At 37.9% G+C, this 23,389-nt stretch carries 22 protein-coding genes and 3 pseudogenes; 11 read left to right on the top strand and 14 right to left on the bottom strand.

Annotated features, from left to right (window positions below; genetic code table 11):
• The first annotated feature begins 2 nt into the window (after positions 1 to 2).
• From CDG56_RS04415 to CDG56_RS04390, 6 genes and pseudogenes are all read left to right on the top strand, one after another.
• Positions 3 to 1,121: a CaiB/BaiF CoA transferase family protein gene (locus CDG56_RS04415; protein ID WP_087547054.1), complete on the top strand. Its 1,119-nt coding sequence runs from the start codon at positions 3 to 5 to the stop codon at positions 1,119 to 1,121.
• 88 nt (positions 1,122 to 1,209) lie between these two features.
• Positions 1,210 to 1,441, top strand: a pseudogene (locus tag CDG56_RS04410) (hypothetical protein); the annotation flags it as partial.
• A gap of 173 nt (positions 1,442 to 1,614) precedes the next feature.
• Positions 1,615 to 3,258 (top strand): nitrite/sulfite reductase, encoded by a 1,644-nt coding sequence (locus CDG56_RS04405; protein WP_087547053.1) that lies wholly within the window; start codon positions 1,615 to 1,617, stop codon positions 3,256 to 3,258.
• On the top strand, positions 3,251 to 3,736 hold the full coding sequence (locus CDG56_RS04400; protein WP_087547052.1) for a DUF934 domain-containing protein: 486 nt from the start codon (positions 3,251 to 3,253) through the stop codon (positions 3,734 to 3,736). Before CDG56_RS04405 ends, CDG56_RS04400 begins: the two co-directional genes overlap by 8 nt.
• Before the next feature lie 82 nt (positions 3,737 to 3,818).
• Entirely contained in the window at positions 3,819 to 4,172 is a 354-nt protein-coding gene (locus CDG56_RS04395) for a DMT family transporter (protein ID WP_087543165.1), read from the top strand.
• Between the two features lie 69 nt (positions 4,173 to 4,241).
• On the top strand, positions 4,242 to 5,660 hold the full coding sequence (locus CDG56_RS04390; RefSeq protein WP_087547051.1) for a hypothetical protein: 1,419 nt from the start codon (positions 4,242 to 4,244) through the stop codon (positions 5,658 to 5,660).
• A gap of 55 nt (positions 5,661 to 5,715) precedes the next feature.
• Here CDG56_RS04390 and CDG56_RS04385 read toward each other — a convergent pair whose 3' ends face one another.
• The 3 genes from CDG56_RS04385 to CDG56_RS04375 form a co-directional block, all read right to left on the bottom strand.
• Positions 5,716 to 6,162: a VOC family protein gene (locus tag CDG56_RS04385; RefSeq protein WP_087543169.1), complete on the bottom strand. Its 447-nt coding sequence runs from the start codon at positions 6,160 to 6,162 to the stop codon at positions 5,716 to 5,718.
• A gap of 133 nt (positions 6,163 to 6,295) precedes the next feature.
• Entirely contained in the window at positions 6,296 to 7,471 is a 1,176-nt protein-coding gene (locus CDG56_RS04380) for a thiolase family protein (protein ID WP_087547050.1), read from the bottom strand.
• A gap of 111 nt (positions 7,472 to 7,582) precedes the next feature.
• Positions 7,583 to 8,095, bottom strand: a complete 513-nt coding sequence (locus tag CDG56_RS04375; protein WP_087547049.1) for a GspH/FimT family pseudopilin — start codon at positions 8,093 to 8,095, stop codon at positions 7,583 to 7,585.
• A gap of 386 nt (positions 8,096 to 8,481) precedes the next feature.
• Between CDG56_RS04375 and omp38 the strand changes: the two genes are divergently transcribed.
• Positions 8,482 to 9,537 (top strand): outer membrane protein Omp38, encoded by a 1,056-nt coding sequence (gene omp38 / locus CDG56_RS04370; protein ID WP_087547048.1) that lies wholly within the window; start codon positions 8,482 to 8,484, stop codon positions 9,535 to 9,537.
• A gap of 146 nt (positions 9,538 to 9,683) precedes the next feature.
• On the opposite strand, the gene CDG56_RS17025 is transcribed toward omp38, so the two are convergent.
• From CDG56_RS17025 to CDG56_RS04350, 5 genes are all read right to left on the bottom strand, one after another.
• Positions 9,684 to 9,842 (bottom strand): hypothetical protein, encoded by a 159-nt coding sequence (locus CDG56_RS17025; RefSeq protein WP_005162067.1) that lies wholly within the window; start codon positions 9,840 to 9,842, stop codon positions 9,684 to 9,686.
• A 4-nt stretch (positions 9,843 to 9,846) separates the two neighbouring features.
• On the bottom strand, positions 9,847 to 11,052 hold the full coding sequence (locus tag CDG56_RS04365; protein ID WP_087547047.1) for an RtcB family protein: 1,206 nt from the start codon (positions 11,050 to 11,052) through the stop codon (positions 9,847 to 9,849).
• Positions 11,053 to 11,307: 255 nt separating this feature from the next.
• Positions 11,308 to 12,765, bottom strand: a complete 1,458-nt coding sequence (locus tag CDG56_RS04360) for an amino acid permease (protein WP_087547046.1) — start codon at positions 12,763 to 12,765, stop codon at positions 11,308 to 11,310.
• 18 nt (positions 12,766 to 12,783) lie between these two features.
• A complete protein-coding gene (locus CDG56_RS04355) occupies positions 12,784 to 13,800 on the bottom strand; it encodes a methyltransferase (RefSeq protein WP_087543178.1) in 1,017 nt (338 codons plus the stop codon).
• 62 nt (positions 13,801 to 13,862) lie between these two features.
• Positions 13,863 to 15,221 (bottom strand): uracil-xanthine permease family protein, encoded by a 1,359-nt coding sequence (locus CDG56_RS04350; protein WP_087547045.1) that lies wholly within the window; start codon positions 15,219 to 15,221, stop codon positions 13,863 to 13,865.
• Positions 15,222 to 15,397: 176 nt separating this feature from the next.
• Here CDG56_RS04350 and typA point away from each other — a divergent pair, with 176 nt between their 5' ends.
• The 3 genes from typA to CDG56_RS04335 all read left to right on the top strand — a co-directional run bounded on the left by typA (position 15,398) and on the right by CDG56_RS04335 (position 18,394).
• Positions 15,398 to 17,233, top strand: coding sequence for a translational GTPase TypA (gene typA, locus CDG56_RS04345; RefSeq protein WP_004664688.1), 1,836 nt, complete (start codon positions 15,398 to 15,400; stop codon positions 17,231 to 17,233).
• A 245-nt stretch (positions 17,234 to 17,478) separates the two neighbouring features.
• The gene (gene mscL / locus CDG56_RS04340; RefSeq protein WP_005162040.1) at positions 17,479 to 17,907 is read left to right on the top strand and encodes a large conductance mechanosensitive channel protein MscL; all 429 of its coding nucleotides are present in this window, start codon (positions 17,479 to 17,481) and stop codon (positions 17,905 to 17,907) included.
• Positions 17,908 to 18,055: 148 nt separating this feature from the next.
• A complete protein-coding gene (locus CDG56_RS04335) occupies positions 18,056 to 18,394 on the top strand; it encodes a gamma-glutamylcyclotransferase family protein (protein WP_087535716.1) in 339 nt (112 codons plus the stop codon).
• 41 nt (positions 18,395 to 18,435) lie between these two features.
• Here the strand turns inward: CDG56_RS04335 and CDG56_RS04330 are convergent, their stop codons facing one another.
• On the bottom strand, positions 18,436 to 18,726 hold the full coding sequence (locus tag CDG56_RS04330) for a peptidylprolyl isomerase (RefSeq protein ID WP_004664683.1): 291 nt from the start codon (positions 18,724 to 18,726) through the stop codon (positions 18,436 to 18,438).
• A 33-nt stretch (positions 18,727 to 18,759) separates the two neighbouring features.
• The gene (gene mutM, locus CDG56_RS04325) at positions 18,760 to 19,581 is read right to left on the bottom strand and encodes a bifunctional DNA-formamidopyrimidine glycosylase/DNA-(apurinic or apyrimidinic site) lyase (protein WP_087547044.1); all 822 of its coding nucleotides are present in this window, start codon (positions 19,579 to 19,581) and stop codon (positions 18,760 to 18,762) included.
• Between the two features lie 253 nt (positions 19,582 to 19,834).
• Here mutM and CDG56_RS17235 point away from each other — a divergent pair.
• Positions 19,835 to 20,463: pseudogene (locus CDG56_RS17235) on the top strand (TonB-dependent receptor plug domain-containing protein); the annotation flags it as partial.
• 289 nt (positions 20,464 to 20,752) lie between these two features.
• Here CDG56_RS17235 and CDG56_RS04315 read toward each other — a convergent pair.
• The 4 genes and pseudogenes from CDG56_RS04315 to CDG56_RS04300 form a co-directional block, all read right to left on the bottom strand.
• Positions 20,753 to 21,556 (bottom strand): tetratricopeptide repeat protein, encoded by an 804-nt coding sequence (locus CDG56_RS04315; RefSeq protein ID WP_087547043.1) that lies wholly within the window; start codon positions 21,554 to 21,556, stop codon positions 20,753 to 20,755.
• A 216-nt stretch (positions 21,557 to 21,772) separates the two neighbouring features.
• Positions 21,773 to 22,504, bottom strand: a complete 732-nt coding sequence (locus CDG56_RS04310; protein ID WP_087547042.1) for a DsbC family protein — start codon at positions 22,502 to 22,504, stop codon at positions 21,773 to 21,775.
• 135 nt (positions 22,505 to 22,639) lie between these two features.
• A pseudogene (locus tag CDG56_RS17230) lies at positions 22,640 to 22,828 on the bottom strand (DsbC family protein); the annotation flags it as partial.
• A 141-nt stretch (positions 22,829 to 22,969) separates the two neighbouring features.
• Positions 22,970 to 23,389 (bottom strand): IS5 family transposase (locus CDG56_RS04300; RefSeq protein ID WP_143225680.1); only part of this gene is annotated, 420 nt, incomplete at its 5' end.

Genomic DNA, 23,389 nt, shown 5'->3' with positions numbered 1-23,389 from the left:
TTATGCCATCTGCTTTAAAAGGATTGAAAGTTCTAGATTTTTCTACTTTATTGCCTGGTCCATTTGCAAGTATGTATCTTGCGGATATGGGTGCAGAAGTGATCCATGTGGAATCTCCAACGCGTCCAGATCTCGTGAGAATTATGCCACCCTATGCCAATGGGCAAGCCACTGCACATAGTTATCTGAATCGAAATAAACAGTCGATTGCGCTTGATCTAAAAGATCCAAACAATATTGAACTGATCAAAAATAAAATTTCTGAGTTTGATATTGTCTTGGAACAGTTTCGTCCTGATGTCATGCGCCGTTTAGGTTTGGACTATGAGACTTTGGCAGAGATTAATCCACGTTTAATCTATTGCTCGATTACGGGATATGGCCAAACAGGAAGTTATAAAGATCGTGCTGGGCATGATATTAACTATCTGGCCCTTGCAGGGATTTCTGGGCATAGTGGCCGTCAAGATAGTGGCCCACCACCACTTGGAATTCAAATTGCGGATGTGGCAGGTGGTTCTTTGCATGCGGTGATTGGTATCTTAGCTGCGGTTGTTGAGCGTCAACGTAGTGGTCTTGGACAATATATTGATATTTCCATGACAGATTGTGTGGCAAGTTTAAACAGCATGGCTGCTTCAGCGAGCTTGGCAGGTCAGACGCCACAAGCACCAGAACAAGGGATGTTAAATGGTGCGAGTTTTTATGATTATTATGAAACCAAAGATGGGCGTTATTTCTCAGTCGGAAGTTTAGAGCCACAATTTATGGCGGGTTTGGCAGCGGCTTTAGAATTGCCATTACTTCTTGCCAAAGGCACATCATTTGATCCTGAAGACCGCCAAGCGGTGAAACAAGCATTACAAGAAAAGTTTAAAAGCCAAGATTTTGTAGTATGGCAGCAACTTTTTAAAACCTTAGATATTTGTGTGGAACCTGTCTTGAGCCTTGACGAAGCATTGGTCTCTCCAATTGCTGAACAACGTGGTTGGGTCGTGGATGTACCATTATCTGAAAATAGTGAACAAACCGAAGCGCAATTGGCATGTCCAATTAAGTTCTCACGTTCACAAATTAAATATGCCTTTATTGGTCAGGGTCTAGGTGAGGGTAAGTGGTAGACAATATGTGAGATTCATCACTGTATTGTTAAGATGTTGTATAGATCTACTTCGATCTCAATAAAATTCTAGGTTGACAAGATACTGAGGCGCAGTGATGTTCGTTGCAGCAACCCAAGATAATTATCTTCGTGCATTCAATGTTTCAAATGGCGATAAGTTATCGGAAGCACTTTTACCTGCGGGTGGACAGGCGACTCGAATGACCTATGAAATCAATGGCAAGCAATATGTGGTGATTATGGCGGGTGGGCATGGTTCATTTGGGACGAAAAAAAGGTGATTATTTAGTCGCTTACACATTGCCAGATAAGAACTAATTTCATTTAGAAAATGATTGTAAAAGCTCAGATTTGTCTGAGATTTTTCTATTTGTGGCAATTAGATAGGCTTATCAATAAAATCGTTATTAAATATGCAAAAAAAGCATTTTGTTGATGAATAAAAGCTCGCTATGCTAGTCACCTTTATAATGAATGACTAGCCATACGCCATGTATTTATATACGGATTTCGATCAACAACTGATTAACCAACGTGTTGCTCAGTTTCGCGATCAAACAGAACGCTATTTAGCAGGAAAATTGACCGAAGACGAATATCGTCCATTACGTTTGCAAAATGGTCTGTACGTGCAACGTTATGCACCTATGCTCCGTATCGCTGTGCCGTATGGCTTGATGAATACTAAACAACTCAGAAAAATTGCTGAAATTGCGACTGAATATGATCGTGGTTATGCCCACGTTTCAACTCGTCAAAATATTCAGTTGAACTGGCCTGCTTTAGAAAATGTACCTGATATTCTTGCTGAGCTAGCAACAGTACAAATGCATGCAGTACAAACCTCAGGTAACTGTATTCGTAATACCACGACTGATCAGTTTGCAGGTGTGGTTGCAGGTGAGATTGCAGACCCACGTCCGACGTGTGAATTGATTCGTCAGTGGAGTACTTTCCATCCTGAATTTGCCTTCTTGCCACGTAAGTTCAAGATTGCAGTTTCTGCTTTAGAAGAAACGGATCGTGCTGCAACAGCTTTCCATGATATTGGTGTTTATATCGTTCGCAATGAAGCGGGCGAAATGGGCTATAAAATCATGGTTGGTGGTGGCTTGGGCCGTACCCCAATCATTGGTAGCGTAATCCGTGAGTTCTTGCCACGTGAAGATTTGATTGCTTATTTAGAAGCGACCTTACGTGTCTATAACTTGCATGGTCGTCGTGATAACAAATACAAAGCACGTATTAAGATTTTGGTGAAAGCATTAACACCACAGGTATTTGCCGAAAAAGTTGAAGCCGAATTTGAACACACACGTGAAGCATTGAAGATTCAGCCTGAAATCTTGAAAAAATTGGATGAAGAATTCACTCCGTTTGATTATCAAGAGTTAGACGATCAAGATTTCACAGCATTGTTTGCTGAATATCCTAAATTCAAACAATGGTTCAACGTGAATACCAATGCACATAAAGTCAAAGGCTATCGTATTGTGACGATTTCTTTGAAACGTGCAGGCGTTGCCCCTGGTGATATGACTTCTGAAGAAATGAATTTAATTGCTGACTTGGCAGATAAATACACCTTTGGTGAATTCCGTACCACACATGAACAAAATATTTCACTTGTGGATGTACCACAAAAAGATTTATTTGAATTATGGCAAACCTTAGAACAGAACAATATGGCACGTGCACATATTGGTTTTATTACCGATATTATTTGCTGTCCGGGCGGTGATTTCTGTTCATTGGCCAATGCGAAATCAATTCCAATTTCAGAAGCGATTAGCCGTCGTTTTGATGATTTAGATACGATCTATAATCTTGGTGAACTTGATCTGAATATCTCAGGCTGTATGAATGCTTGTGGTCATCACCATGTGGGTAACATTGGTATCCTTGGTGTAGATAAAAAAGGTGCAGAATTTTATCAAATCACGCTAGGCGGTAACGCGAATCATGATGCGTCTATCGGTGATATCTTAGGACCATCTTTTGCTGCTGATGCAGTGCCTGATATCATTGAAGAAATCCTAAATACTTACCTTGATCTACGTACTGAAGGTGAGCGTTTTATTGATACGTATCGCCGTGTTGGCATCCAACCATTTAAGGAGCGTGCTTATGCTTAATACATCGCTACAAGTGCTGTTCAAAGATGGCACGATTGCTGATAATACTTATCAAGTGATTGCTGAAGATGGCGTAATTCCACAAGGTGATGTGGTTGTAACAATGGCTCAGTTAGATCAATTGGTAAATATACAAGCTAAAAAAGCGTTATACATTACTGTTAATGATTCACCTGAAACTCATCAATTTCCATTAAATGAATTAGATGCGATCTTCATTGAGTTCGCAGGTTTCAATGATGGACGTGGTTATTCATTTGCAGCATTATTACGCCGTCAGGGCTATCAGGGTGAATTGCGTGCAGTGGGTGATGTGTTCAAGGACGTTTTAAACTATTTAAAACGTTCAGGCTTTGATAGCTTTGTTATCAAAGAGGGCAAGGACATTCACGAAGCAGCTGCTGGACTTCAAGATTTCACCAATCCGTATCAAGCTTCAACTGCTGTGCCACAAGCGAGTTACCAAACAGGTGCTTAAGCTCATTTAAGTAAAAAAGCTGAACTCAGGTTCAGCTTTTTTTATTGCGTATCATTTAAGACTTATAGATTGAAGAATAACAATGCTGACCTTTATTGCAAAAATAAATCCTGGGGTGATTTGGCTGCTTTTCGCCATCGCAACTGATGTGCTCTCAACTTTTTATTCTGCCAAAGCAAATGGATTAGTGAATAAACTCGATCAAGGAATCGCCTTGGTTTTATATCTTGTTTCTTTTACTTGTGCTGCGATTGCATTGAAGTATATGCAAGCTGGGATTTTATATGTGCTTTGGTCTGGGCTAGGTGTTATTGCGACAGCTGCTTTAGCAAAAGTTTTTTTAGGGCAGCATATTGATTTAGCAGGGTGGGTTGGGATTGGATTTATCACTATCGGATTAATGATTATTGCTCAGTATTCTAATATTGATGTTTAATAAGGAATATAGAATGACAGTTATTTTTAAATTTGTTATAAAAAATTAAAGCATTTATTTAGAAAGAACATGTTTAAATTTTTAAAAAAGATATTTTGTTCATCTGAGCCATATATAAATACAGCTGAAATATTGGCAGAACGCCAAGCATTTGAGCAAACACATATATCGAATATTCCTCAGCCTGAACCAGAAATCGCAGATATTCCATTTATTAGAAAGAGTTTGGATGAGTTGATATGGTTACTGAGAGATTATGATGGCTATGCACGACAACGGACATTAGAACATTTAAAAGATTGCTACGAACAAGAATTATTTCCTGCCTTATTATTTCGTTTAAGTGATTATATAGAAATAAATCGAGAGTTGGCAGCACAACATTTTCAACGTTGGAGTCAGCGTCCTGAATTTACTCAATTGTGTATAGACCATTTTTTACAAATTGCCGCAGTACAACAACGTGTACGCACTGTCCCTGAAATTGAAAATTTATTACTGAATACCGTAGCGAAAAATAAAGATTATTTGCAGCACACAGTCAGTTCTGAACAAGGTCAATTACCTCGTGTACTATTGACTTATATTGTAGAACATCAATGGATTGAGCAAGAGCAATTACTTGAATTATCTAAGGTTGCGAAAGATCAAATTGTGCGTAAATTTTGGTTAGATCATATTATTCAAAATGAATCAGCGCAAAAATTATTATTTGAATTGAAGTATAGCCAATTTAGAGATGTGCAATATCATTTATTCGATGTTCTGTATCAACGAAAAATTCTAAATACTGACGATATCATTGACTTATGGCATAGTCGTTTTTTATCTGTGATGGATTATGCTTATTTTGCATTAAGACAACAAAATTTTGATTTTGAAAATTATTTTAATCAGCATCCGATTACGTTGCTCAGTTCCCAACAGGCGAAAATTCGAGCATATCAATGGGTTTTGTTTAAAGGGGAGCAAGCGCAGTTTTTTGAGATCATTGAAAAAATTGAAATCATTTCGATTGCGAATGCTTTAGTTCTATTTGCTTTAAAACAAAACTTTATTCAACTTTATCAGTATTTAGATTATTTTACGTTAACACAGCAGAAGTTATTATCACATCAGTTTTTTAAAGCAAAAGCCTATAGCACAACTCAGCCAACATTGGATGAGTTAGAGCAGTATCTTCAATTAACTACAGCAGATATATCATTCGAGCACAGACTTAATTTAACCCAAAACTATGATTTATGGGATCAGGTCTATTGGTTTGTAACACAGCAAAAATATGTACAGACAGAAGAAGAGCAGCAGAATTTTGATGATCAAGTAAAATATCGTTTACAGTTTTTGCACTATAGAATTTATCCGCCAAGATGGACAGTTGTGCAAAAGGATGAGATGAAACAACATCTTCCAATATTTGCACAAAAGTATCCTGAAATTTTTAATGAGATGGATATTAAGAAGATGTTAGACAAGTATTTTAGTTAATTCATAATAAAAGCGATGCAATATGAGACATATTGCATCAAAACATTGAGGTGTTTTAAATAGTTGAGTCAAGCTGACAATTGACCATCCACTTGATTCCGAACTGATCTGTGAAAGCACCATACAGTGCGCCCCAAAAGGTTTTTTCTAATTGCATTTCAATATGGCCACGTACAGAAAGCTGGTTGAATAAACGTCGTGCCTCCATTTCATCGTGTTCAATATTGATTGAAATATAATGATTGTTGCCTTGGGTGAAAATACTATTCGGAGAGCAGAACTGATCATTAACGTCTGAACCCATGAGTACGGTATATTCATTAATAGGTAAGGAAACATGCAGAATTAAGCATTTATCTGCTTCTGATAACATAACCCCTTCTGTAGGTGGCATATCACCATAGCGACTGATCATTGCGAACTCACCACCAAAAACAGATTGGTAAAAAATAAATGCTTGTTCAGCTTGTCCTTTGAAATTGAGGTAATGGTTGAGCTGCATGAGGAAACTCCTTGTTGTTTTTTTATACAGCCCATAACTTATCGGGATTTTGATAATTGGTGCATTATTTTTTGTAATTATGAAAATAAAAAATCCTGCACTTGGCAGGATTTTTAGTTAATCGAATTAATGATTAGATCAATTCAATTGCAACTGCTGTTGCTTCACCACCACCAATACAAAGCGCCGCAACACCTTTTTTACCACCAGTGCGTTTAAGTGCATGAATCAACGTCAAAATGATACGTGAACCCGTAGAGCCAACTGGATGACCAAGTGCACAAGCACCGCCATTAATATTGACTTTTTCTGTATCTAATTTGAAGTCATCAATTGGGCACATTGTAACCATTGCAAAAGCTTCATTGATTTCCCAAAGATCAACATCTTGTGCATCCCAACCAGCTTTTTTCAAAACTTTTTCAATCGCCCCTACAGGAGCAATCGTAAATTCAGAAGGATGTTGAGAGTTTGATGCGGTTGCAATAATTTTTGCTAAAGGTTGTAAACCACGTTGAGTAGCGACTTCACTAGAGGTTAACACTAAAGCAGAAGCGCCATCAGAAATTGAACTCGCATTTGCCGCAGTAATCGTACCGTCTTTTGCAAAAGCAGGTTTCAAACTTGGAATTTTGTCAATTTTTGCATTTAATGGTTGTTCATCTTGATCAACAACAACATCACCTTTACGGCTAGACACTGTTACTGGAACGATTTCATCTTTGAAATAACCTTCAGTAATTGCTTTCTGTGCACGTTGTAGAGAACGTATAGCGAAATCATCCATTTGTTCACGTGTATAGCTACGTTTATTTGCCATATCTTGTGCAAATGATCCCATTAAGCGGCCAGTTTCTGCATCTTCTAAACCATCAAGGAACATATGATCCTTAATTTCACCATGACCCATGCGATAACCTGCACGTGCCTTAGGTAAAACATAAGGAGCATTGGTCATTGACTCCATACCACCCGCAACCACGATTGCAGCACTACCAGCTTTGATCATATCTGCAGCTTGCATCACAGCTTTCATGCCAGAACCACAAAGTTTGTTAATGGTTACTGCACCAGTAGAATCTGGCAAACCTGCTTTACGCATAGCTTGACGAGCTGGACCTTGTTTTAAACCTGCTGGTAACACACAGCCCATGATTACTTCTTCTACATCAGTAGGCTGTAATCCCGAACGAGCAATTGCTTCTTTAATGGTGATTGCACCTAATTCGGGTGCAGTTGCGCTTGATAATGCGCCTTGGAAGCCGCCCATTGCTGTACGAGCGCCATTGACAATTACGATGTCAGTCATTGTGTGTCTCCAGACTTATAATTTGCAGAGAATGTTCAAAACCTATGCAGTATATTAAAAAAAGCATGCGAATAAAGTATTTTACGTCGTTTAGGCTAGACTGAAGAGTTTTTAACACGTGGTAATTTCTTTACTACGTATGTGCCCCATATTGCTGAGAATTAATTGAGTATGATGATTAGAATCATTCATACAATAAAAGAAACTTCCATTTGAGCCTCTTGGTAGCCCTGTATCACCTTGGAAAGTAAGTGAATTTATTCTTAATGTACCCCTCCAATCTAATTTCCCATACTTATAATGAAATGCTGTGGAATACAATAAAGGATCATTTGAATCACGTTGCCGGTTAGCATTTAAATCAAGGAATCCGATTAGTCCACTGTTCCAATCTGAATCGCAGCTAGTTAAGTCTTTACTTGCGCATAAAGTCACATTTTTATGATGAATCTGTGCGTCAGATTTGGATTTTTGTATGTAAATTGTGAGTGTTCTTTTCATATGATTTACTTCATTTGAAATCAATAATTGATTCAAATAAGGTAAACTGAGGCATGCTAGAATCGCACAAATAGCAAGTGTGACTATTAATTCACTCAGAGTGAATCCTCTAACTTTTAACATTTTTTTACCTTTTGATAGTTTTGTAATTTTTTTATTAACAAAGTGTTAAGTAATTACTGTATTTATTAAATTAAGTTTAGTATTAGAAAACTAACCATTACTTCATCAAGCAAATACTGCTAAAATTGAAGAAAGCGAACAATAAGCTATTCGAGCTTTAAAGTTGAATTGAAAATTTACTGAACTACAACGGAAATTGTAAGAAATTTTGTCAATAATTTGCGGGGTTAAAGTTATCAAGCACTTGGAAAATTCATCAAGTGTTTGTATGATTCAAAGTGAAGTGAATAGCTTAAAAATAATACTGTAAACATTTTATGTTCGCAGGGCCAAAACTCATAGGCTAAGCTTGAACAACAAACAATTGTTATCTCTGGAGGATATCCATGAAATTGAGTCGTATTGCACTTGCTATGCTTGTTGCTGCTCCTTTAGCTGCTGCTAATGCGGGTGTAACAGTAACTCCATTAATGCTTGGTTACACATTCCAAGACACTAAACATAATAACGGTGATAAGCATTTAACAGATGGTCCTGAGCTTCAGGATGATTTATTTGTTGGTGCAGCACTTGGTGTTGAATTAACGCCTTGGTTAGGTTTTGAGGCTGAATATAATCAAGTTAAGGGTGATGTGGACACAGTTAGTCCTAATGCTGAGTACAAACAACAGCAAATCAATGGTAACTTCTATGTTACTTCTGATTTAATCACTAAAAACTATGACAGCAAAATTAAGCCATATGTATTATTAGGTGCTGGTCATTATAAATATACTTTTGATGATGTTAACCGCGGTATTCGTGGTGACAAAGAAGAAGGTACTTTAGGTAATGCTGGTTTTGGTGCATTCTGGCGCTTAAATGATGCTTTATCTCTTCGTACTGAAGCTCGTGGTACTTATAACATCGATGAAGACTTCTGGAACTACACAGCTCTTGCTGGTTTAAACGTAGTTCTTGGCGGTCACTTGAAGCCAGCTGCTCCAGTAGTAGAAGTTGCTCCAGTTGAACCAGTACCAGTTCAACCACAGCCACAGCCACAGCCACAAGAATTGACTGAAGACCTTAACATGGAACTTCGTGTATTCTTTGATACGAACAAGTCTGACATCAAGCCACAATACAAGTCTGAAATCGCGAAAGTAGCTGAGAAATTAGCTGAATACCCGAATGCGACTGCACGTATTGAAGGTCACACTGATAACACTGGTCCACGTAAGTTAAACGAACGTTTATCTTTAGCTCGTGCTAACTCTGTTAAATCAGCGCTTGTTAACGAATATAACGTTAACGAATCTCGCTTGACGACTCAAGGCTTTGCTTGGGATCAACCGATTGCTGACAACAAGACTAAAGAAGGTCGTGCCATGAACCGTCGCGTATTCGCTGCGATCACTGGTAGCCGTACTGTTCTTGCACAGCCAGGTCAACAAGCTCAATAATTTGAGTTTTTGAACTGAATAAAAAAGCGACTCTGATGAGTCGCTTTTTTATATGGGTTTGTATACAAGTGATTTGAATATATAAACATTTTAATTACTCCTACAAAATAATTTGACTGATGTGTTTGATTAATATTTTCTAGAATTTACCAAACTTCTTTTCTAAGCTGTTGTTTGGTGTTTTGTCTTTCTCGACGGTGCTGAGCTCTAGGTTTTTCTGTTTCATGGATCCCTCCTTTTTGTAGTAAAGGGGAGAGCGCAACAGGATTACGAACTTTGATTTTAGGCATTGCTTTAAGTTTCATCTATTTAACCTTTTATACATAGAACTTGTTTAAGGGTGTGCACGATTTCGATTAAATCTGATTGGTTTGCCATGACTTGATCGATATCTTTATATGCACTTGGTATTTCGTCAATTACACCACTGTCTTTACGACATTCAATACCTTGGGTCTGTTGAATCAAATCCTCTTGACCAAAAAGTAATTTGGCTTTACTACGGCTTATTTTTCGTCCTGCGCCATGTGAACATGAGCAAAATGAATCAGGATTCGCTTTGCCTTTCACAATATAAGAGCGAGCCCCCATAGAACCAGGAATGATGCCTAATTCATCTTGGCCCGCTCGAATTGCCCCCTTACGTGTGATTAAGAGATGCTCACCAAAATGAGTTTCTTGACTGACGTAATTATGGTGGCAATTAATCGCTTCTTTGGTCATTTGAAAAGGTGGTAGCAGTGGGCGGATTGCCTCTAAAATCAGACGCATCATTTCACGTCGGTTTTCAAATGCATATTCTTGTGCCCATTCCACGGCTTCAACATAGTCATTAAAACTATTTGAGCCTTCTGCAAAATAACTCAAGTCCTTATCTGGGACATGCCCAAATCGATGTTGAGCTTCTTTCTTTGCTAGCTCGATAAAATAAGTTCCAATCACATTACCTAAACCACGACTACCCGAATGGAGCATGACCCAAACGTCCTGATTTTCATCTAAACAGAGTTCGATAAAGTGATTGCCACCGCCTAAGGTGCCGAGTTGTTTTTGCCATGTCGCATCAAACTTTCTGAGCATCCGAACTAAGCCAGGGTGCTTTTTAATGATCGGCTGCAAGCGTTTTTCCAGTGGAATAATGCTTGAGGCTTTCGCCTTAATTTGTTTGTGTAATTCAAAGCCTACAGGGACTTTACGTTCAATTGCATGGCGTAAAGGTGTGAGATTATCTGGCAACTGTGATGCTTTGAGATTGAGTCGGATAGCATTCATGCCACAACCGATGTCGACACCGACAGCAGCAGGAATAATTGCATGTTTGGTTGGAATGACGCTGCCAACAGTTGCGCCTTTACCGACATGCACATCAGGCATCACGGCAATATGTGAATACACAAATTGCAGTTGTGCCATTTTCTTTAGTTGTTCAATGCTTTCGCTATCAATATCATTGGTGAATATTTTTACTGGAACACCATATTCAGCATCAGCATTAAGTATTTTTTGTACGCCCATTTTGTTTGCTCGGTTATTTTAATATTGTGTCCGAATAGGCATAAAAAAACCTAGCGAATGCTAGGTTAAGTAGAGCATTCGGACAAGTGATGATTGGATTTGTACACTTGTCCGTGAGTCGACAGTGCCAAATCTTAGCGTGTTGTTCCTTGTAGTGCTGGCATGATGTCGTACTCCTATATAATAGTGTAGCTGAAAATATGAGCTAATAATTTTACTGATATTTAGTTAAGGGTCAAGTGAATTTTTGGCTTTTTATTCGCCTTCTTTCACGTTCATGTCTTTATATGCAATCAACTTAGTTTTGTGCTTCCATTTATAGCCCAACCAGATCGCCAAAAATAATGGGATACTGATATAAGTTGAAACTAAGCCTAACCAATCAATTTTGCCACCTAGCACAGCTTGATAGTTTTGTCCTAAAATAATGATTGAACACAGAATAAAGGCAAACCATGGTGCAAATGGGAAAAACTTGGCACGGTAAGCCAAATCTTCTAATTTATAACCTTGAGCAATATAACCTTTACGGAAACGATAATGTGAAATTGCAATTCCTAACCAAACGATAAAACCACACATCCCAGACATATTTAACAACCAGTTAAATACTTGTTTTTCGCCGATAAATGTGGTCAAGAAGCACAGAGCAGCAACGGCAGTGGTTGCATAAAGTGCATTCATGGGTACGCCACGACCATCAAGTTTTGAGAACCATTTTGGCGCTCGTCCTTCTTTTGCCATATCGAACAGCATACGTGTAGATGAGTACATCCCAGAGTTACCTGCAGATAAAATCGCACTGAGAATAACCGCATTCATCAAGCTTGCAGCAAAGGCAAAGCCTGCTTTTTCGTACAATAAGGTAAATGGTGAGAGTGCAATATCTTCACTTTGTGCGGCTTTTAATAGAAGTGGGTCATCATAGCTGACCAATGTACCAATGATAAAAATACATAAGATATAAAACAGTAAAATACGCCAGAAGATTTGTTTAATCGCCAAAGGAATCGTTTTCTTTGGATCTTTCGATTCACCTGCGGCAACACCAACCATTTCAGTTCCTTGGAAGGAGAATCCAGCGATCATGGCAACACCAATCAGGGCTTGTAAGCCGCCAACAAACGGTGCATCTTTATAATGCCAGTGTTGAAAGGTTGATACATTCGGTGTCATCATAATTTTAAAAATCATCCAGATACCGATGACAATAAACACAATGATTGCAAGCACTTTAATCAAAGAAAATAAGAATTCACTTTCACCAAAGCCTTTTACCGTCAATGCATTAATCGCAAAAATAATGGTAAGGAAGATTGCACTCCAATAAAACCCAGGAATATCTGGGAACCAGAATTTCATGATGAACTGAACTGCGACCAATTCAAAAGCAACGGTAATTGCCCAGTTATACCAATAGTTCCAGCCTAAGGCGAAACCAAAACCATCTTCGACATAACGACTGCCATAGGTGAAGAATGCACCTGAAGTTGGATTGTGCGTGGCTAATTCACCGAGACTCGTCATCAAGAAATAAATCATGATCCCGATGAGAGCATAGGCCAATAACGCACCACCGGGGCCGGCTGTTGCGATTGTTGAACCTGAAGCAAGGAATAAGCCTGTACCAATTGATCCGCCAATGGCAATCATATTCAGGTGGCGTGCTCCGAGCTGACGCTGAAGGTGTTGAGGAGCAGATGTATCGCTCATAAAAATTCCTTAAACTGTTTATTTCGCACAGGCATATAACACTTTGAATCCCTGTTGATCTGCCTTCACAAGACATTGACCAAAGCTCTGCTCTATCAGAGGTGGATAATTTAGAAAACGATTCGCCACGATCCATAGTTCACCTGAATTTTTCAGATGCTTTTTCGCCAATTGGCAGAGCTCTTCACTTGCATCGTAATTGGTATGAATGCCTTGATGAAAAGGTGGATTACTTACGATGGCATCTAGATCTTTAGGCGCATCAACAAAACTTGTGACAGGCTGTAGATGTAGCTGTGCTAAGTTCAGATCATTTTTTTGAAAAGTGAACTCAGTAGACCGTAATGCAAATGCATCAACATCAAGTGCAAAAATGTGCTGGTTTGGATTTATTTTGGCTAAATAAGCACTAATAATTCCAGCACCGCAACCAAAGTCGGCAATCTTACCTGATTTTACTTGGCTCAGGTAAGGGAGTAATACGGCTGTTCCAACATCTAAATGGTCTTGACTAAATACACCCGGTAAAGCACAGATTTCGAGCTGTTCTTGATTGACTTGCACAATATAGTTTTTTAACCAATGGTCAAGTGGTTTGTGTATTTCTCTCTTTTCAATTTTCATGTGCCAAAATTGACAGTGGCGTGCACTATCAATTTTAAAGGCTTTACCATATTGCAGGAGTTGTTTTGCAGCACGTTCAACACCGCCTTTTTTTTCACCCACTAGAAATACGCTTTGACCGAGTGTTAACTGGCTAACCACGACATGAAGAATATAATTCAATAACTCTTTAGATTTTGGAACGAAAATAACAACCTGATCAAAACTTGCTTGTGGAAACTCAACTGAGAAATATGAATTTATACCAGTGCTTTGAAAACCTTGATGATCAGCATAATTCCAAGTCCAGACAGACGCTTGTACTTGATGAGGTAAATTTTTGGCGAGTTGATCGTTGGGCGCATTAATCAGTAAGATTTGCCCATTTAAATAATCTTGTTGTCGTATAACGACTTCACTACGTGGATCCATTTTGATCTCTCATCAAAAACAAAGCCCAGTGGTGAAACTGGACAATTACGATGGTTAAAAGACTATTTTTGAGTTTCAGGTAAAACAATATTTAAAATCAACGCGGCAATACCACCCGTTGCAACACCTGAGCTGAAAATGTTTTTGAATAATTCAGGAAGATGTTCAAGGATTTGTGGAACTTGTGCTACACCTAAACCTAATGCAAGAGAAATCGCAATAATTAATAACGCGCGGCGGTCAAGATGAATACTTGAAAGAATGTTAATTCCAGATGCAGCCACCGCACCGAACATCACCATTACCGCACCACCTAGCACTGCTTGGGGAACAGCTTGAATGACTGCAGCTACAGCAGGGAAGAGACCTAAAATGATCAATAGGATCGCAATCCAGATCCCAACATAGCGACTTGCCACACCAGTGAGTTGAATCACGCCATTGTTTTGTGCAAACACTGAACTTGGGAAGGTGTTGAAGATACCTGCTAAAAATGAGTTGGCACCATTCACAAGTACACCACCTTTAATGCGTTGCATCCAAATAGGGCCGTCTACAGGTTGGTTGGAGATTTTGCTGGTCGCTGTCACATCGCCAATGGCTTCAAGTGAAGTAACGAGATAGATGAATGCCATTGGAATGAATAAGCTCCAAGAGAAGCTTAGACCAAAATGCATAGGGGTAGGAATCTGAATTAATGGGGCATCTTGCAATACGGAAAAGTTTAAATGACCCATAAAGCCTGCAAGAATGTAACCAATCACCAATGCGATTAAAATTGCTGAACTTTTTACCCAAATAATTTGAACACGATTCAATAAAATAATGACCGCCAGTACTGTACATGACATGATCAGATTGTCTGTATTGGCAAAAGTATGATCTTGCATGGCCATATAACCGCCTCCCATGCTAATCAGACCTTCTTTAATCAGTGTCAAACCAATTAAGAGAACAACGATACCTGTAACTAAAGGGGTAATTAATTGTTTTACCCAAGGTAGAATCCGAGACACGCCCATTTCAATAAATGAACCTGCAATTACCACACCGAAAATAGCAGCCATCACTTGCTCAACAGGCGTACCTGCAGCAACCATGGCGCTACCAATACCAATAATTGGGCCAATAAAGTTAAAACTTGTCCCTTGAACAATCAATAGTCCTGCACCGAAAGGACCGACCTTTTTACACTGTAAAAAGGTTGCAATTCCTGAGATGATCAGAGACATTGAAAGGATCATATTGGTGTCTTCACGAGATACACCAAGTGCTAAGCAAATTAATAATCCTGGAGTGACAATCGGGACTAAAATTGCTAAAAGATGTTGTAAAGCCGCTAAAAATGCGATGAACGGTTTTGGACGATCATTGAGTCCGTAGACGAGATCAAGTGGCTGTTCGGGTTGAGAATTTGACATGGGAGTATAAGAAAAGCGATAAGCAATAGTGGAATATTCTAATAGAGTTAGCCTACTTTACCAACGATTCTGAAACAGTTCGTCCGAAAAAAAGTTTCATGTCAACAAACTGTCACTACTAAAGTTTAGGATTTTTCTATATAATCTGCCCTCAAATTTTAAGCGTATCGAATTCTATGTCTGATATTAAGAATCTCCGCAATATCGCAATTATTGCGCACGTCGACCACGGTAAAACCACGCTTGTCGATAAATTACTTCAACAATCTGGTGCTTTAGGTGACCGTGCAGGCGAGATTGAGCGTGTCATGGACTCGAATGCGCTTGAAAGTGAACGTGGTATTACTATTCTTGCAAAAAATACGTCAATTACGTGGTTAGATCAACGTACTGACACAACTTACCGTATCAATATCGTAGACACACCAGGACATGCGGACTTCGGCGGTGAAGTTGAACGTGTAATGTCGATGGTTGACTGTGTATTGCTTCTTGTTGACTCTCAAGAAGGTCCAATGCCACAAACTCGCTTTGTAACGCAAAAAGCGTTCGCGCGTGGTTTGAAGCCAATCGTAATTATCAACAAAGTTGATAAGCCAAGTGCACGTTGCGACTGGGTAATCGATCAAGTATTTGACTTGTTTGATAACTTGGGTGCAACTGATGAACAGTTAGATTTCCCAATCGTTTATGCTTCTGGTTTACGTGGTGTAGCTGGTCCTTCTCCTGAAGAATTAGCGGAAGATATGACACCATTGTTCCAAACTATCGTTGATATCGTTGAACCACCAGCAGTTGATGTTGATGGTCCATTCCAAATGCAGATTTCTTCACTTGACTATAACAGCTTCGTTGGTGTTATCGGTGTTGGTCGTATTCAGCGTGGTGGTGTAAAAACGAATACTCCTGTGACTGTGATTGATAAAGAAGGCAATACACGTAACGGTCGTATCTTAAAAATCATGGGTTACCACGGTTTAGAGCGTATTGATGTTGAAGAAGCATCAGCAGGTGATATTGTTTGTATCACTGGTATTGATGCACTCAATATTTCTGACACAATTTGTGATCAAAAAAATGTAGAAGCTTTGCCACCATTGTCTGTAGATGAACCTACGGTTTCGATGACATTCCAAGTCAACAACTCACCGTTTGCTGGTAAAGAAGGTAAATTTGTAACTTCACGTAATATTCGTGAACGTCTTGATCGTGAATTGATTCACAACGTTGCATTACGCGTTGAAGATACTGATAGTCCAGACCGCTTTAAAGTTTCTGGTCGTGGTGAACTTCACCTTTCAGTATTGATTGAAAATATGCGCCGTGAAGGCTTTGAAATGGGCGTATCACGTCCACAAGTGATCATGAAAGAAGTCGATGGCGAAAGACAAGAGCCATACGAAAACGTAACGTTTGATGTTGAAGAGCAACATCAAGGTTCAGTAATGGAACAAATGGGTCACCGTAAAGGCGAAATGACCAATATGGAAGTTGACGGAAAAGGTCGTATCCGTATTGAAGCAACTGTACCTTCACGTGGTTTAATTGGATTCCGTTCTGAGTTCTTAACCATGACTTCTGGTACAGGGATCATGACATCAAGCTTCTCGCACTACGGTCCTGTTAAGCAAGGTACTGTTGCGAAGCGTCAAAACGGTGTACTGATTTCTATGGTTCAAGGTACTTGCTTGGGCTATGCATTATTCAGCTTACAAGACCGTGGTCGTTTATTCGCTAAACCTCAGTTAGAAGTTTATGAAGGTATGATCGTGGGTATTAACTCGCGTTCGGACGATATGGTTGTTAACCCAACTAAAGCAAAACAATTAACCAACGTTCGTGCGTCTGGTACGGATGATGCTTTAACTTTAACGCCTGCAATTGAATATACGCTTGAACAAGCACTTGAATTCATTGAAGATGATGAGTTGGTTGAAGTAACACCAAAATCGATCCGTATTCGCAAACGTTACTTAACTGAAAACGAACGTAAGCGTAACCGTGATAAATAATTTTTCTTCACTGAAAAATGACAAAACCGCTAAATTTATTTAGCGGTTTTTTATTGCATAAATTTCAGGGTAGGGACATCCTTAAACATATATTTTTATTAAAATAAAAAAGTGTTGTTAAAGTGTGAAATAGCTTTCTTTTTTTGATGAAAATATTAAATTATGAGCATTATGTGGATAGCCGCAACTGTGTAATAAACAATGCAAAATGGGTTGCGATTAAGTTCAACTCTGGAGAGTTATAAATGAGTATTATTCAAGAATTTAAAGAATTTGCTATCAAAGGCAATATGATGGATCTTGCCATTGGTGTCATCATTGGTGGTGCATTTGGTAAAATTATTGATTCATTGGTGAAAGATATCATCATGCCACTTATTTCAGTTATTACTGGTGGGGGTGTTGATTTTACACAGAAGTTTATTGTGCTCGGAGACAATCCAAATAATTTACAGTCTTTAGATCAATTAACGAAAGCAGGTGTCAATGTTTTAACCTATGGTAATTTCTTAACCATCTTTATTAATTTCATTATTTTGGCATGGGTTGTGTTTCTTATGGTGAAAGTAATGAATCGTATGCGTAAACAAAAAGAAGCAGCGCCAGCAGCACCAGCGCCTACACCTGAAGATATTCAATTATTACGTGAAATTAGAGACTCTTTGAAAAAATAAGTACTTATTATTTTCCTAAAAAACGGCATTTAAAAATGCCGTTTTTTTATTGGAAATAGATAATTCCATATTTGGAACGCAAGCTTTTACATGGAAAATTGCAAGATTTGACTTTAAAATATCTGCATATTTGAATGGAACAGCAATCATGAACCAACTATTTGTCTATGGCACACTTTGCCCAAATCGGGAAAATGCACATATTTTGGGTGGAATCGGTGGAGATTGGCAAAAAGCATCGGTACACGGCACAATTCATATTTTAGATTGGGGACCAGACAAAGGTTTACCTGCCTTAGTTTTAGCTGAACAAGATCCATTAATCATGGGATATTTATTCAGCACGGAAAAATTAGAACAAAACTGGCAAATGTTAGATGAGTTTGAAGGATTCCAATATGAGCGAGTCGTTGCTGAGGTTATCTTGGAATCTGGTGAAAAAATACATGCATGGACTTATGTGATGAAACCGCAAGAATTAAAATAACTGAGAAGAGGAGAGAGCTTAAAATAATTAAGCTCAAACCATTATCTTAAGCCATCCATGCGAAATTTGACTTCAATTAAGTGAAAACCAAATTGGCTTTTGATCGGGCCGTGTAAGATTCGTTCTGCTGCTGTAAAAACTAATTTATCAATAACAGGGACCAATTGCCCCTTTTTCACTTCACCGAGTTCGCCTCCACGTTTAGCTGAGTTGCAAGTAGAGTATTGTTTGGCGATTTTGCTAAAATCAGCACCAGACTGAATTCGTTTTTTTAGCTGTTCGGCTAAGTCTTTATCTTTGACGAGAATATGTCGAACAATTGCGGTTTGCATAAGGTTGTTCTCCTTGATTGCATCTTAAATGGTCTATCCTTTGCTTAGTTTCAAAGGTTGGCATTGTGGACAAAATACACTAGCACGTTGACCTAACTTTAAGTTTTCTAATGTAGTTTCACAATTAACACACATTTCACCTGCGCGACCATAAGCTAAAAGTGTCTGCTGAAAGTAACCATTTTCACCCATGGCATTACTATAGTCACGCAAAGTTGATCCACCTAAATCAATTGCTTGTTTTAAGATGCGTTTTACTTCGATGACTAACTTTTCCACTTGTGCTTTGCTCAGCGTCGAAGCAGGTTGCGCAGGATGAACCCCAATGTTGAATAAACTTTCAGTTGCATAAATATTGCCCACACCAACCACTATATGGTTATCCATTAAAGCAATTTTAATGCCGACATTTTTTTTAGCTAATTTTTCATGCAAATATGTTGGATTAAAATTTTCAGTTAATGGTTCTGGCCCTAGCGTATCAATCAATTTACTTTGATTGGTTTCATCTAACCATAGAATACACCCAAAGCGCCGTGGGTCATGGTAGCGGAGTTGCTGATCTTCAAATTCGATCACAAGATGGTCATGCTTTTTTAATTCATCACTGGATTGACATAGGCGAAAGCTTCCTGACATACCTAAGTGCCAAAGCATTTGATCTTGTTCAAATTCAGCCAAAATATATTTGGAACGACGTTTGAGTTGAGTTAAACGTTGACCAATTAATTTTTCAATATCATCAGGGATAGGCCAGCGCAAACTAGGATTGTGTACTCTTACAGCTTGTACACGTTGCTCTAAAAGCGGCAGTAAACTGGTTTTTGTGGTTTCAACTTCAGGAAGTTCTGGCATAGTGAGCTCAAGTTGTTTCAACAACAATACAATGAGGGTAAATCTTTAACTTACAATTATGACGATATTTAATTTGATTGGCTAATCATCATTAAAATTGATTTTTGGTTTTTTAGCTAAGGTTAGAGATCTAATCTAATTATAAAATAATGAAATACTTACTTTAAAAAGCTTGCCCTTAAATTCTGTGAAACAAGGAATTTTCATATCTTTAGTAAAAACAAATTTTTTATATGGTTGTGTTGCAATAAGCATGGGTTTGAATGGTTCTTTTGCTTGGGCTGCTGAATCAGAAGTCGATCGGCCCATACAACTTCCGACAATAAAGATCGGAGCAACTCGTACTGACACAGCTTATATTGAAACACCAGCATCAATCTTTAGGGTAGATATGCCTAAAAATGATCAGAGCTTAGAAGTTGATTTAACTGAGCTTGTGAAGGGGATACCAAGTGTTCAACTGCGCAATCGAGAGAATTATGCCCAAGATTTGCAACTTTCTATGCGTGGTTTTGGTGCACATCCCACATTTGAAGTTCGTGGAATTCTTTTATATAGCGATGCTATTCCTGCCACAATGCCAGATTGACAAAGGCAAACCTCAAATATTGATTTAAGGAATTTAAGTCATCTTGAAGTATTAACAGGTCCATTTTCTTCGTTATATGGAAATTCTTCAGGAGGTACGATTTTAGTAAAAACAAAGGAAGGACAGGGTAAAGATTCGATAGAAATGAGTTGTGCGGACGGTAGTCATCACAAAAATCATGCTGGTTTAGTTTTTAATACGGTTTAAAAAATCAAAATGAACCAAGTTATATGATTAACTCATCCTATTTTGATACAGATGGTTATCGCGATCATAGCAGTACAGAAAGTATCAAACCAATTCTGAAAAGAATACATGTTTACTTTTTAATGACAACTTAAACAATTGCATCGGCTTATACAGGATACATATTTTGCTATACGGATTGGAGTTTAAATGGATTTACCCCTATAGATAATTTATTTAATAAACAATATATCGGTTCAGTGATTGTGAACGAAGGAAATAATCGCTTCTTTGAACCTGCAGATGGGCGCAATTGGAGTGCAGGGATTAAGTTAAGCAAACAATTTTAAATAAAAAGCAGCACTCTATAGGGTGGAAGTGCTGCTGAATTGATTATTAGTTCTTTGTTTTTACTGAAGCTGCTTTTTTTGCAGCAATTGCTTCTTCAACTTTAGCCAATGATTCCTTCGCATTTGGATAGTTAGCTGCTGCTAAGCGAGTAAAAATATTTTTTGCCTGCTCTAAATCTTGGTCAACAATACCTCCATTTGCTAACATATTGCCGAGAACCATTAAAGATGGTGCATAACCTTTTTTAGCTAAATCTTTAAGGCTATCAATCGCCTGTGCTTGCATAATAGGATTGTTATTTTTAACACCAACACTCAAATCGTAGATTGTTTTGAGATGTTTTGCTGGATAATAATCTTTCCGTAGCAATGGTAATAGTTTCTGAACAGCGATCTGATCGTATTCAGGTTTACCTTGCTCAAATAAAATTTTTGCAGTTTCAACAATGGCTTCATTAGAGCCTTGTTTAGAAGCTTTATCTAAATATTCTTTGTATTTTTGATTATTCTTAGTGATGCCCAAATCACCTTTATGATAAGCCTGTGCTAATGTATAACTGGCTTGAGCAAAGCCTTTATTTGAAGCATCTTGATAATGCTGTGCGGCTTTCTTTTCATCCTTTACTGTGCCTTGACCAACTTGAGTCATATAACCTAGGTTATAAATTGCTTGGGCATTCCCTGTATCTGCGAGACGCTGCATTTCTTGAAACGCAGCAGGGTAGTTTTTTGCTTCGTATAGTTTAGTTGCTTGAGCAAATGTATCTGGTTTTGCAGTTACTTTACTATCAGCCGCAAATGTTGAATGACTTGTAGCAAGAATTAAGCTGGCAATCAGCAACTTTTTCATTTTATTTATTCCTTTCACAGATATCTGCTTTAATCCATTACATGGCAGTTTTGAATGCCTTCATCATAAAAGTTTGCTGTGAAATGTAAATATGGATTTTGTATAAATCTTGCTTAATTAATTTATTTTAATTTTTATATTATTTAATATAAATCAGAATCTTATATTGTAAGTGGTGGCTTGCCAGTCAACTGAAAAGCCACGCCTAATTAGATACTATTTTTTAGTTTGTGCTTCTAATAGAAGTTGTTCAATTTGTTGGGCATTTTGTGGTAAGCCCGCGACTCTAGTGCCATTTTCAAGGAAGATTGTAGGTGTCCCACTAATTTCTAGATTTTGTCCTAAAGCAATATTTTTCTGTACAGGTGTTTCACATGTACCTGAATTTTGGGCTAACTTACGATGTAGCATGTAATCTTCCCAAGCCTCATATTGGTTTTTGGCACACCAAATTTTATTTGCTGCAGTTTCAGCTTGTGGATGCAATTTCTTAAGTGGGAATAAAAAAATGTAGACCGTTACATTGTTGATTGAGGTCATATATTGTTCAAGTTTTTGACAATATGGGCAATCGGGATCGGTAAAGACATACAAAGTACGTTCGCCTTTACCTTTGATGTGCTTAATGGCTTGTTTGAGAGGAAGTTGTTTTACATCAATTTTACTCAGTTCAGAAATACGATCTTCTGTTAGGTTTTTCTGATTTTTTACATCGAGTAAATTGCCAAAAAAAAGATATTTAGCACTTTCATCTGTATAGATAATCTTACCAGACACATAGACTTCATAAATTCCACTTAGTGGAGATGGGGTGACTGAAGTAATGGGAATATCTGGATAATTTTTTTTAAAGTTTTGTTCTAAGGTTTTGCTATCAGCATGTACTATTTGTAAGCTTAATAGACTCAGTGATAAGGCTGATAGCCAAGTTTTCATGGTTATTTTCATTTGAGAGAGATATTGTTGAGAATAGGTGAACAATAACCTTCATTTCGATTCTCGACAAGAATGATCATTAAACTTTATTTCAAATAAGGCTGCATTGCCAATTGCAGTAATTCAATCAGTTAGGGATCCATCTCTATATCGACCAGAAGCATCTATCCATATAGAGCCTCTGATGTTTGAAAGAGTATAAAGATCTGGAATAGGTGTTTTATCTATAAATTCTGGTTTTAATTCATTAGGAAGGCTTTGGATTCTTTAATTAATTTTTTCTGTGTTAGCAAAACTAGATTGCATATTAAATAAAGCGGTAGCCATCGTAATCATAAAAAGTAATGTAGACTTGAGTACAGCTAATTCCGATAAATTGAACAAAATAAAAAAGTATTTGTTTTAAATAGGAGTATATGCTTAATTTTAATTAAAGGATCTTATTTATAATTAAAAAGCCCTAGGGTCTGTTGAGAATTACCGAGAGTTAATTAAACTCGCGCACAATTGAATCATGGCTTCAAAACTCGTATCTGTTTTACAACTACGCATCGCTATACGTTTAAATTCTTTTAACTTACAAAAATAGTTTTCAATGAGATGACGCCATTTATACATAGTCGTATCAAATGCTCTCATTACTTTTCGATTAGATTTGGGTGGGATCACCACTTTCACTTTACGTTCATTGAGTTCTTGGATGAGCCAATCTGCATCAAATGCTTTATCAGCCAGTAATGCTTGAAAATCAACATCTTCAATTAAAGGTTTAGTTTCTACTAAATCGTGATATTGACCAGGCATTAATCGAAACTTAATAAGGTTGCCTAGACTATCCACTAAGGCAAGAATTTTACAGGTCATTCCACCTCGAGATTTACCTATAGACTGTTTGAA

Source organism: Acinetobacter sp. WCHA39, assembly GCF_002165385.1.
GTDB lineage: Bacteria > Pseudomonadota > Gammaproteobacteria > Pseudomonadales > Moraxellaceae > Acinetobacter.
The sequence above is the reverse complement of the archived record's forward strand: the minus strand, read 5'-3'. Positions and strand labels throughout refer to the sequence as shown.